Below are 12,742 nucleotides of genomic sequence, written 5' to 3' on the forward strand. Positions count from 1 at the left end.
GCACAGCCTCAGTTTCAGCCGCAGCCCGCAGCTCAGGCACAGCCCCAGTTTCAGCCGCAGCCCGCAGCTCAGGCACAACTGCAGTTACAGCCTCAGTCCGCCGTTCAGGCACCGACAAACTTTTCGCATCTCTTTACCACGCCAGTGGATGAGGCACCCGTAGCGGAAAAAGAGGCTCCTTTGCAATCACTGTTAAAAAGAATCGCAATATGCCGTTAATATGCGTTTGTTCTCCTAAGGGAGGGGTGGGTAAAACCACGCTGACCGCGAACCTTGCCCATACTCTGGTGCGCGCGGGTTATAAAGTTCTGGCGCTGGATTTTGATGTGCAAAATGCACTCCGCTTACATTTTGGTGTTCCGCTGTCGGAAACGCGTGGTTATGCGGCTAAAGCGACGGAGTTCTCTGACTGGAGCCAGTCAGTTCTGACGGTAGGAAGCAATTTATTTGTGCTGCCTTACGGTGAGGCGACGGAAATGCAGAGCCAATTATTCTCCGATGCGCTGACTCAGGACAAACAGTTTCTGAACCGAGGACTCAACACGCTACTGAGCTATCCGGGACTGATCATCATCGCAGATTGCCCGCCAGGACCTTCTCCGGCACTGAAAGCCGCATCTCCAATTGCTGACCTGCATCTTGTCGTGCTTCAAGCCGATACTGCATCGCTCTCGATGCTGCCCTATATCGAGAATCAACGGCTAACCGGAGGTGTATTAAACCAAAAAGCTGGCCATTTCTTTATTCTGAACAAAACAGATAACCGCCGGCAAGTGAGTCGTGATGTCGCAGGTTTCGTTGAACAACGTCTTGGCGATAAGCTGCTAGGCATGGTGCATCGTGATGAAAGCGTCGTTGAAGCAAATGCCCTACAACAATCCATCTTCGATTTTAATCCAGTCTCCGTCGCGGCTTTTGATATCGAGCTTATCGCTAAAAAAGTCGTTGGCATCCTGGGTGTTCAAGTCGGTGACGGCACCGTTCATTCTGTTCCGCGGATGTCAGGAACTTAATCTAATTCGGCCCTGATTATGAAAAAGATGCTTTACGTTCTGATAGCGCTGGCCATTCTTCCTGTCGCCGTGCTGGTGATTATCACACCAATGGATAGCCAAAAGCAGTATATGTTTGGCTTGATCAGTGTCGGTCTACTTTTCTTAATGGGCTGGAGTAAAAAACGCAGTATTTCGGTGATTATGGTGGTGATGTCATTTTTGATGTCGACCCGCTATATGTACTTCCGTCTGACACAGACCCTGCATTTCAACTCAGAAATTGAAACTATTCTGGGTATGGCGCTGTTTTGCGCCGAAGTTTACGTCTGGATTATGTTGATCCTCGGCTATTTACAGAGTCTCTGGCCACTCCAACGTGAAATCATCCCTCTTCCGGAGGATATGTCGAAATGGCCAACGGTCGACGTCTATATTCCGACCTACAATGAATCCCTGGATGTGGTCCGCGATACAGTACTGGCAGCGCAATGTATCGATTACCCGGCGGATAAAATCAATATTTATATCCTTGATGACGGCAAGCGACGAGAATTTGCCGTTTTCGCCTCTGATGTCGGGGTTGGTTATATTACGCGTAGCGAGCACTCTCATGCCAAAGCCGGTAATCTTAACCATGCGATGAAAGTGACCAAAGGTGAACTCCTGTGCATCTTTGACTGTGACCACGTTGCTACCCGTGTCTTTCTACAGGCCACGGTTGGAGGATTTCTGACAGACCCGAAACTGGCTCTGGTACAGACACCTCACTACTTTTATTCGCCCGACCCCTTTGAACGCAACTTGTCTGGTGGGCGTAATATTCCTAATGAAGGGGCTCTGTTCTACGGCCCGCTTCAGCAAGGTAACGATTACTGGAACGCCGCTTTTTTCTGTGGTTCTTGCGCTGTTATCCGTCGCACCGCGCTAGAAGAGATTGGTGGATTTGCGGTAGAAACCGTCACCGAAGACTCACATACCGCGCTGAAGATACAACGTCGTGGCTGGAACACTTCATTCCTGGGTATTCCTCTGGCTGCTGGTCTTGCAACTGAACGCCTGGTGCTTCACGTGATTCAACGTACCCGCTGGGCCAGGGGAATGACGCAGATTTTCCGTCTCGACAACCCGTTATGGGGACGAGGACTGACGTTTCCACAGCGGCTATGCTATTTAAGCGCAATGCTCTATTACCAGTTTGCCTTGCCACGCATTATCTTTCTGGTGGCACCGCTGGCCTATTTGCTGTTTAACTTGAATATTATTTACTCCTCCGCAAGTCTGGTATTTGCCTATGCCTTGCCACATTTATTTGTCGCTATTTATGTCACTTCGCGCTTAAACGGACGTTACCGTTATAGCTTCTGGGGTGAAATATACGATCTGGTGCTGGCATTCCATATTCTGATGCCTACCGCAGTCACGATGCTATTCCCAAAACGCGGGAAATTTAACGTGACCGATAAAGGCGGTTTGTTGAATGTCGGATATTTTGATTTTACCGTGGTCAGGCCTCATCTTATTGTCGCGCTACTGCTGGTGGCAGGGATTATTGCGGGTATTGTCCGCGCCTTTGCCCATGATTATTACAGTGTCGATCCTAAGGTTATGGCCTTGAACGTTGGCTGGGGGGTTTACAGTCTTATCTTCTTGCTGGGTGCGATAGCGGTAGCGCGCGAAACTCGACAAACGCGTAAAAATATTCGTATTGATGCCACTATTCCGGTCATTATTCACTATGCCAGTGGTATTTCTTCCCGTAGCCAGTCGATAGACTTATCGATGGGGGGGTGCCAAATTACCCCACCAGATGACCGACACCTGAACGATACTATTGAAGAAGTCGAACTGCTGCTGGAATCGGGCGGTATCAGTATTCCGGTCTCCGTCATCGCTTCAGATGAACATTCGATCAGGATGATGTTTGAAGATATTCCTCTGTCACGCCGTCGTGAGCTGGTTCGTGTGGTGCTGGCCCGTGCCGATGCATGGATCCATCCACCTAAGCCACAAGATAATCCATTACGTTCAATGATGATGATTATCCAGTGTGTCTTTGATTTATTCTGGCTGACGTGGAAATCACGTCGTGAAAATCGCCGTCTTCGCGCTCAGGCTCAACAGGATGGCAATACATGAAGCAACTGATATCGACGGCTTTACTTGCAGGTATCTTTTTTACATCTCCGCTCCATGGGGAAGAAGCAACCATTGATGCACTACTGCCCTTTGATTTCCCCGCGCCGGTTTCGCCAGTTTCACCGGTAGCGACGGCTATAGCGCCTGCGACTCCGGGTCTGACGCCTGCTTTAGTGAGTAATCTGAAAGTGGCGCAGATGGGGCAGCCTGACGGTATCATGATGGGCGGTGGCCAACAACAAGGCGGGATCACCTTTACCCTTCCTCTCGACCAGGTCATCACTAACGCACGACTGATCCTTAATTTAAACGTCTCTCCGGCTATGGCAGAGCAGAATACAACCCTGCAATTAATGCTTAATGGTCAGCCTTTAGGGTCAGTACCCTTAGGTGCTGCAGATAGTGATACATCTCGTTTTCAGCTTGATGTTCCGGCAGCCCTCTTGGTTTCGGTCAATAACCTGAGCTTTAAAATCAGTGATGCGAATACACTACAGTGCCAGCGCGATCCTGAGGGAGAATATCGGGTCACCATCCTGCCAGACTCTCATTTTGAGCTTGAAGGACAGCAGTTAAATATCGGTAACGAACTGATTAATTTTCCGCGGCCATTTTTTGATAGCATGCAAATGTCTGCTTCTACAGTGTCATTTGCATTCCCGGAAAAAGTCAGCAGCGATGCCGTCAGTGCAGCAGCCTTACTGGCCTCTTGGCTGGGTATTGAGGCTGACTATCGTGGCATCAATTTCGCTACCAGATACAACGAGCTACCAGAAAAAAATGGGATTCTGATAGGGCATCCAGGGGAAACCATTGGCGGTGTCACTTTACCTGAAAGTGATGAGCCATTACTGCAATATATCGATAACCCGATCAATCCGGCGTATAAATTATTGCTGATCGTCGGGAGAGACGAAACTGCTCTGCGTATGGCTGCCTGGCGCCTGACACAAAATAAGTTTGAACCACAAACTGCCAGCATAAAGGTCGAGAGCAAAGCGATCCCCGTTAGTCAGCCCTATGACGCACCGCGCTGGATCCCAACCGATCGTCCGATAAAACTGTCCGAACTTCTGCGTAAAGATCAAAGCTTGACGACAACCGGTATCTGGCATGAACCTCTGAATATCGCCTTCCGCGCAGCCCCAGACCTGTTTTTATGGGATGGCGGAAGCATTCCTATGCATATCAACTATCGTTTCCCGGCCGAAGACTGGATAGATGAAAGTCACTCCTGGCTCAGTGTGACGCTGAACAGTAACTTTTTACTTAATCTGCCCATCAATAAACAAGGCGCACTGGAAACCTTATGGCGTAAAATGGGAGGGGACGCTCGTCAGGAACAAGCTGATATCCCTATTGAGCCTTATCAGATTTATGGCGATAACCAGCTGTCACTCTATTTCCACATCACGCCACAAGAAGATGCCCCCTGTAGCGTGCTGCTGAATAACAATATTAAAAGCCGAATTGACGATACATCAACCATCGACTTAAGCCATACCCGTCATTTCGCCCTGTTACCTAATCTGTCCTTTTTTGTCGGCGCGTCATTCCCTTTCTCACGCCTGGCTGACTTCTCACAAACGGTCTTACTGTTACCAGACAGTCCGAGTGAAACGCAGATAACCACACTACTTGATATGGCGGCTCGCTCAGGTAATGCAACCGGTACCGCACTGGCTAATAACCGTGTGATATTTGGTATCCCTGCCGGAGGCTCAGGTCTGGAAATGCTGCGTAACCGTGATGTACTGGCGGTCAGTAATATGACCCAGTCCTTGTTTAACCAGGCGCTGCTTAACCACTCGCCTTTTGCAACACGTGATAGCAGCCTGGTCGCGAATAAGCCCACACTCTGGCAAAAAACTCTGCGTTGGCTGGGAGGAGACTGGAGTGCAGATAATATAGAAGCGGATCGCTACTTTTCGTCAAATGCCGACTGGCGTGGATTTATCAGCTTCCCTTCGCAGTGGAACAGCGATCGTCTGGTGGTACTGGTCATCGCTAGCAATGATGATCAACTGTCACGTCTGCCTGCCGATTTAAACTCCGCAAAAATCAACGCCGGTATTCGGGGTGATGCTGCAATAATTACCGATGAGAATGGTGTGCGTAGCTTCCGTGTCGGAGGCCAGTATCCCAGTGGACAAATGCCTGGTCATATGATGATTGTCTGGTATGCCAACCAGCATGCTGTATTACTGGCGTTTTCAGCTCTCATATTCAGCTCCATTTTTGGCTTATTTATGTATGCTGGATTGAAAAAGCGTGCACGTGAGCGTCTGAGCCAGGGCGAGGGAAAGAGTAAATGAACAAAATAACCACAACATCGGCAATTCTTATCTCCGGGATGATGGGGTTTAGTGCTACGGCTCAAACATCGCAAAACGATGCAGCACTCAAGGCCTTGTTTGATCAGGCAAATTACTGGCATGAAAAGGCACATAATGACCGGGCTAATGAGTCATTGAATAAAGTTTTAATGGTTGATCCGAACAATACTCAGGCACTCTATTTAATGTCGCTCTGGGCACAGCAAAACGGCAATCTGCAAGAAGCCAGTCAATGGCGTACCCGTCTGGCAAAAACCGATCCTAATAGTTCGCTGTTACAGGCCCTCGACAATGCTAAACAGTTAGAGAAAATTCCAGCAGGCTCCCTTGCTTTAGCCCGGCAGCAAGCGCGTAGCGGCAATATTCCTGCAGCGATGGCGACCTGGCATACTCTGTTTAGTGGTGACACACCTCCTCCTGGACTGGCAGCAGAATATTACCTCACCAAGGGGAGTGATAACGCCACCTATTCAGAGGCACTGGCAGACTTACAACGCTTTACGGCACAAAATCCAGGCGATTTATCAGCCCGTGTGGCTCTGGGAAAAATGCTCACCTGGCGGGAAGACACCCGACGCGATGGTATCGCCCTGCTCGAGCAGACCGCCAGCGGCAATAAAGAGGCCGATGATGGCCTGCGTCAGGCCCTGCTCTGGCTGGCCCCGACCGCCAATGATACGCAGTCCTATGAGACTTTTATCCAGCGTCACCCGCAGGACAGAGAGGTACAAGCGCATTACCGTGATACCCTGGGAAATGCCGCTAAAACTGAAGGCTTTAATGCCCTTAATAACGGTGATAATGCCCAGGCACAGCGCCAGTTTGAACAGGCGCTTCAGAGTAATCCAGAAGATGCTGACGCCTTGGCTGGTATGGGTTACCTCGCCCAACGCAGTGGTGACTATCAAGCCGCTTCACAATATTTAAACCGCTCCGCAAGCCTTGGGGGCGATGCTTCCGCTGAACGTAAGAAACAAGCGGATGACGCAGCATTCTATAGCCAGTTATCCCAGGCGCAGCAAGCTTTTAAAGCGGGTAATGTCAGCCAGGCGCTGACGCTGTCTGCTCCTCTGACACAAGCAGCAGGTGAGCAAGGTGTCTCAGCAAAACTGTTTCGTGCCGATGTACTACGCCAGAGCAAAGATTATCCTCAAGCCGAGCAGGCATTTCGCGATATTATCAGTCTCCAGCCACAAAATGCTCAGGCTCGTGAGAACTTGTATTACGTGCTTAAAGAGCAAAATAAAACCGCCGAAGCCGACACCGTATTACGCACACTCCCTGCAACAGTACAAGCCAGACTCCAGCCTCGGGTGGTCACCGGATCGCCCAGCGATCCGCTTCGTCAGCAAGGTGAACGCCTTGCAGCCGCGGGAAATACCACAGGGGCCATCGCCACTCTGCGCCGGGGAGTGACGCGCTATCCTGACGATCCTTGGATGCGTCTGAGCCTCGCTCGTTTATTACAAAAATCGGGCTACGATGGCGAAGCTGCAACCATTATGCAGCCTGCATCCCGCGTGGGTGCAGATTCCAACGCGCTATATGCCTCAGCGCTATTTGCCAGTGAGAATGGTTTCTGGCCACAGGCTCAAAGCCTGCTTTCACGTATTCCTGCATCAGCGCAAAGTGCGCAAATGCGCGAACTGTCGCAACGTGTGAATTACAATCTGAATATTGCCACCGCGGAAAATTACCTTGCTCAGGGGAATTCTGTCGCCGCCGCAAACACCTTAAAAGCACTGGCCTCACGTCCGCCGCAAAGTCCGGTTGACGCAGGTAAGCTGGCTAAATTACTTGCCAGGAGCGGGGATATCACCAGTGCTGTCGCGGTCGTTCGCGGCAATATACAAAAAGGGGTGCAAGGTAACGCGGGGGATTATGCCGATCAGATAGCCGTCCTTAATCAGGCCGGCCTTACCAGTGAAGTACAACGTTTTGTCTCCGATCCGGCACTACAGGCTCGTAGTACCCCCACCCAGCTGGCCGATGTCCGTAATGGCTATGTCATCAATGAAGCCGATGCTCTACGCGAGCAGGGTAATTATGCTGCGGCCTATGATAAGTTAATCAGTGCCCTACAAAATGACCCGAAAAATACTGACTTGATGTTTGCCATGGCACGACTCTATCAGTCAGGGAAAATGAATAAAGAAGCGGCCGTAGTCTATGACTATCTGATGACCCACGATACCCCTGATCAAGCGGCCCGCGTCGGAGCGATAAATATCGCCTTGGCTGAAAATAACCTTGAACGCGCCCAGAAACTGTCAACAGGTTTAAAAACCGATCAGTCACCGGACCGCCTGTTCCTGCTGGCACGTCTGGCTGAAGCCTCAGGTAATCATCAACAGGCGCTAACGTATCTGCGCAGCGCACGCGGCAGATTATTAGGTATGCAAGTCAGCGGCAGCGATGCAACACCAATGGCGGGGGGATTACTGCTGGCAGATAATCCATTTATCGGTAACAGCCCTGGTGGCAGTCTGCCGGTAACCCACGCAATGCCATGGCAAGTAACACAAAAAGCCGCCGAGCCTGGCACCGTCTTACCGGGTATTATGCGTACTGACCTGCCGCAAGATACGGCCCAGAACCGCATGCTACGTCAAATCGATGACATGATGAAAACACTCGATAAAACGACTGGGATGTGGGTACAAGGTGGCATCAATGTGCGTGGGCGTGATGGCGAGTCGGGTACCAGTAAACTAACAGAAGCCAGAGCCCCCATTAGCTGGTCAGCAGTACCCTTTGGTGAATCACGTTTTGAATTCACCGCAACACCGGTGGTGCTCAATAGTGGCAATGCGACCGGTGATGCCTGGCGTCGTTATGGCTCCAATCCGCTATCAAATGCTTCAACAAATATACTGACTACCATTAAAAACGAACAAAAAGCTATCGCGGCGATGACGGATGAGCAAAAAGCGACCTATTTTGCCGCAAATCCTGGGGCAGAAGCCTTGGCGAATCTGGCACCAATAGATAGCAGCGAATTCAATCTGGCCAGTACAGATGGTTTAGCCAGCCTGAGAAACCTGCTCGGGTATGATGAAGGAAGAGTCGCCCAGTATTTGGAAGCCTCAAACCTTAAGCCTAATGTTAATCAGGCGGGTGACGTATCAACCGATTCAAAAAATGCCAGTGGCGTAGAATTGAGCATGGCATTAACCGGTGATAATTACCGGGCGGATATCGGTACGACACCATTAGGACAAGATCTTAATACCCTGGTCGGTGGGATCAGATGGGCGCCGAAACTGACTGATTATCTGTCACTGATCTTTACTGCTGAACGACGGGCAGTAAAAGACAGTCTTCTGTCTTATGTAGGCCTGGAAGATAGCTACTCGGGCAAAACCTGGGGTCGCGTTACCAAGAATGGGGGAAGCCTGCAGCTCAGTTATGACGACGGAGATGCCGGTTTCTATGCCGGTGGCGGTGGCTACAGCTACACCGGTGAAAACGTTGCCAGCAATACCAGCGTGAATGCCGGGGCTGGGGTTTATCTGCGCCCCTATCATGATGATTATCGCCAGTTACAAGCGGGGTTAAGCTTAAGCTGGATGAATTACTCCAAGGACCTCAGCTATTTTACCTTTGGTCAGGGCGGCTACTTCAGTCCTCAAAACTATATCAGTATCGCGTTCCCGGTGGAGTACAGCCAGACCTTCAATAACTGGAAGGCAAAATTAGGCGGTTCTCTGGGCTATCAATCTTATACCCAAGATGGCAGCGATTATTTCCCGACCAATAAAATCTGGCAACAGACATTAGAAGGCGTAGTAGAAAGTGGTTTTGCCAAAGAAGCTCGTCATAATGGCACCACACAGAACGGTATGGGATATTCCATGCGCGCAGGTCTGGATTACAATTTGAATAAAGACATGATAATCGGCGGTGAAGTCGGCTATGACACCTTTGGGAGTTATAACGAGAGTACTGCGGGTGTTTATTTCCGTTATATGCTGGGAAGAAATTAATGACATTGAATATTGATAATAGTGCATTACTGGCATGGATCCAGCGCCAGCAAACTCCACCGGGCTGGTTCGATCTCTTAACAATTATGATTGATGCTATGGCTGATAATGCCGGTGAGCAACAAAGCCGCCCTTTCTTGTTGCAAATGGGTGATAAGCTGGCCCAGCTCTATCCGTTAAGTATTTCGGAAACCGTTGCTGAACTGGAGAACAATATCAACCAGCATTTAAGCCATTTTGGCTGGGGTTGTATTGATATTACCGCGACAGAGACAGCGTTAATTCTGCACCACCAGGCGCTACCCGTCAGCCATTCCCAGGACGAAGAGCGACTGAATCGCTGGTGTAATGCCTTCAGTACTATTCTGGAAGGTGTTTATTCGCGCTGGTTACAGCAACAAGGGGGAGAAGCTCACGTCATCGTCACGCGTGATAGCGTGCTTTCATTATCTGAGATCCAATTCCGTTACCATAATCCACAATGAGCCTGACCATGCGAACCCCGTTTCGGACTGCATTAATCCTGATAATGACGCTTCTTTTTTCTGTATTTGCCCAAGCTGACCAAGCCTGGGATATTTATAAAGCCCGTTTTTTAATGCCTGACGGGCGTATAATTGATACTGGTAATAACAATATTTCGCACAGCGAAGGGCAAGGCTTTGCCATGCTGGGTGCCGTCGCGAATAACGACAGAGAAGCCTTTGATAAGCTATGGCTCTGGACCAAAAAAACACTTCAGAATAAAGAGAGTGGCCTGTTTTACTGGCGCTATAACCCCGCCTCTGCCGACCCTATCGTTGATAAAAATAATGCGACTGATGGTGATACCCTGATAGCCTGGGCATTATTGCAGGCTGAAACTCGCTGGCAAGATAAGCAGTATGGAAAAGCCTCGGATCAAATCACCAAAGCGCTGTTAGCACATATGGTTATCGACTATGCAGGGTATAAAGTGATGCTTCCGGGTAAAGACGGTTTTAATCACAACAGCGAAGTCATTCTTAACCCATCCTATTTTGTTTTCCCGGCCTGGAACGCCTTTGCAAAACGCAGCCATTTACAAATCTGGCAGATACTGATGAAAGATAGTCAGACTCTGTTAAGTCATATGGGACAGGGGGTCGCTAACTTACCCACTGACTGGGTAGCATTACGGGCAGACGGCCAGCTATCACCGGCTACAGCCTGGCCACCACGAATGAGTTACGATGCGATACGTATCCCGCTTTATCTCTACTGGTACGATAAACAGTCCCCGCTACTCCAGCCATGGCATAACTGGTTCAGTCAGTTCAACCGACTGGAAACCCCGGCCTGGGTCAATGTCGTCAATGATGAAAAAGCCCCCTATATGATGGCCGGGGGATTACTGGCAGTGCGTGATTTAACGATGGGTGTCAATCTTACTGAACCTGAAATCAGCACAAAAGAAGACTATTACTCAGCAAGTTTGAGTATGCTGGTGTGGCTGGCTTATCAATCATCAGCCCGATGATTTTCTGCTTCATACGCGCTGCGCTGTCATTTGATAGCGCACGCTCCTCTGGCCCAGTGATACCAGTCTATACCCAAAATAATTCGAGTTGCTTGTAGGCACCCAGTTCAGCCCGTCGATGAGCAGAGATAAACTCTGTGATTCGGCAGGCTGGACGCAGGCAACATCCAGGCAACTTGAAGTATGACGGGTATATACCTGCCATCCTGGCCTGACTCTTCGTATCAACACTTCTGCTAACAACATACTGTAAGGAATGACTTTGAGCACCCATAACGAGAAGTTTATCAAAGAGATTCAGTGGTCCTGTCTGCATATGACCCGCACGCTTAAACAAGTCGAATCACTTCCTGATCTCAGCCATGTTCGTATCGCCTGTAATATGCATCTTGACTTAAAAATGATCCCATTGGTAGAAGGGTTATTGAAGAAAAATGCCCGCGTCTTTTTGACCACCTGTAATCCGACAACCGTACAAGATGATGTGGTGGCTTACCTGGTTTCCGCTGGAGCTGAAGCCTGTGCCTGGCGCAATATGAACGATGCTGACTGGCATAACTCCTGGGAAAAAGCCATTGACTGGCGCCCTACCCATCTCTGTGAAATGGGGGCTGATATCACCACCTTGCTGCATCAGCGCGGTGAATTTGGTGATGTTGTCGCCTGTCTGGAAGCTACGGGATCCGGTGTCAGCCGTCTTCCCTCCTCTCGTCCGGGTTACCCTATTTTTAACTGGGATGACTTACCGGTTAAAGAGGGCCTGCATAATCGTCATATGGTCGGTTTAACCGCCTGGCAAACCTTCTTCCAGACCACCCATCTGACGCTTCATGAAAAGAAAGTGCTGGTTATTGGCTATGGTCTGGTGGGACAGGGCGTAGCAGCAGCGGCAAAAGCCTATGGCGGTCAAGTCATGGTGGCAGAGCGTTGCCCGGCACGTCGCTTACAAGCCGCTTATGATGGCTGGCATGTGGTTGAAACAGAAGATGTCATTTCCAAAACCGATGTTATTGCTACCGCGACAGGCGCTAAAAAAGTTCTGAGTGCCACATTACTCGACCAGACAAAAGACGGTGTCTTCGTACTGAACGTCGGGCACGTTGCGGAAGAAATCGACTGTGACTATCTGAAGCAATACCCTAATCAGGAAGTGATGCCGTTTATTAATGCCTATAGTTTGCAGGGTAAAACGCTGTATCTGATGGCTAACGGTTCAATGCTCAATCTCACCGCCGGATTTGGCGACAGCCTGAATGCCTTTGATGTCACGCTTGCCGTTATGGCCAGTGGGATCAAGTATATTGTCACCGCGGGACAAGACGCAGAACCTGCGGTCCATCTACTCCCACAAGCGGTCTGGGAAAAGGCACTTTAAGCAATACTGAAATGGTCGGTCTTAAGGAACGACCATTATTGATGCCCGAATAACAGACACAAAAAAACCCGCCATGGCGGGTTTTTTTAGGCTTACTTAACGAGGGGCTGAATTACAGCGCAACAACGTTAGCAGCAGCAGGGCCTTTAGCACCATTCTCGATGGTGAACTCAACTTTCTGGCCTTCGTCAAGAGTTTTGAAGCTGTCGCTCTGAATTGCAGAGAAATGTACGAATACATCTTTGCTGCCATCAGTTGGAGAAATGAAGCCGAAACCTTTCTCAGCGTTGAACCATTTTACCAAACCAGTCATTTTGTTAGACATAAATATTACCTTTTTCATTTTCTTAGCCACGATACGCGGCGAACACGGTCTGTTCAGCAGAGTGGACTTAATCTGGCGCTTAGGAGGAGAC

Annotated in this window: 8 protein-coding genes and 1 pseudogene; 8 read left to right on the forward strand and 1 reads right to left on the reverse strand. The window is 49.6% G+C overall.

Features of this window, described 5'->3' with window-relative positions; all coding sequences use genetic code 11:
* The 8 genes and pseudogenes from Q1A40_RS20200 to Q1A40_RS20235 form a co-directional block, all read left to right on the forward strand.
* Positions 1 to 219: pseudogene (locus Q1A40_RS20200) on the forward strand (cellulose biosynthesis protein BcsO); the annotation flags it as partial.
* Positions 210 to 1,013: a cellulose biosynthesis protein BcsQ gene (gene bcsQ, locus Q1A40_RS20205; protein ID WP_300004506.1), complete on the forward strand. Its 804-nt coding sequence runs from the start codon at positions 210 to 212 to the stop codon at positions 1,011 to 1,013. The pseudogene Q1A40_RS20200 and the gene bcsQ, both read left to right, overlap by 10 nt.
* A gap of 18 nt (positions 1,014 to 1,031) precedes the next feature.
* Complete coding sequence (bcsA, locus tag Q1A40_RS20210) at positions 1,032 to 3,131, forward strand: UDP-forming cellulose synthase catalytic subunit (protein ID WP_300004509.1); 2,100 nt, start codon at positions 1,032 to 1,034, stop codon at positions 3,129 to 3,131.
* Complete coding sequence (gene bcsB, locus Q1A40_RS20215; RefSeq protein WP_300004512.1) at positions 3,128 to 5,446, forward strand: cellulose biosynthesis cyclic di-GMP-binding regulatory protein BcsB; 2,319 nt, start codon at positions 3,128 to 3,130, stop codon at positions 5,444 to 5,446. The genes bcsA and bcsB overlap by 4 nt, the downstream gene beginning before the upstream one ends.
* Entirely contained in the window at positions 5,443 to 9,453 is a 4,011-nt protein-coding gene (locus Q1A40_RS20220; protein WP_300004515.1) for a cellulose biosynthesis protein BcsC, read from the forward strand. Before bcsB ends, Q1A40_RS20220 begins: the two co-directional genes overlap by 4 nt.
* Positions 9,453 to 9,938, forward strand: a complete 486-nt coding sequence (bcsD, locus tag Q1A40_RS20225; protein ID WP_300004517.1) for a cellulose biosynthesis protein BcsD — start codon at positions 9,453 to 9,455, stop codon at positions 9,936 to 9,938. The genes Q1A40_RS20220 and bcsD overlap by 1 nt, the downstream gene beginning before the upstream one ends.
* A gap of 8 nt (positions 9,939 to 9,946) precedes the next feature.
* The gene (locus Q1A40_RS20230; protein WP_300004520.1) at positions 9,947 to 10,951 is read left to right on the forward strand and encodes a glycosyl hydrolase family 8; all 1,005 of its coding nucleotides are present in this window, start codon (positions 9,947 to 9,949) and stop codon (positions 10,949 to 10,951) included.
* Between the two features lie 256 nt (positions 10,952 to 11,207).
* Entirely contained in the window at positions 11,208 to 12,326 is a 1,119-nt protein-coding gene (locus Q1A40_RS20235; protein WP_300004523.1) for an adenosylhomocysteinase, read from the forward strand.
* A gap of 112 nt (positions 12,327 to 12,438) precedes the next feature.
* Here Q1A40_RS20235 and cspA read toward each other — a convergent pair whose 3' ends face one another.
* Positions 12,439 to 12,651 (reverse strand): RNA chaperone/antiterminator CspA, encoded by a 213-nt coding sequence (gene cspA, locus Q1A40_RS20240; RefSeq protein ID WP_211992900.1) that lies wholly within the window; start codon positions 12,649 to 12,651, stop codon positions 12,439 to 12,441.
* Between the last annotated feature and the right edge of the window lie 91 nt (positions 12,652 to 12,742).

The sequence above is a fragment of the uncultured Cedecea sp. genome, from assembly GCF_947498825.1.
GTDB lineage: Bacteria > Pseudomonadota > Gammaproteobacteria > Enterobacterales > Enterobacteriaceae > JGM124.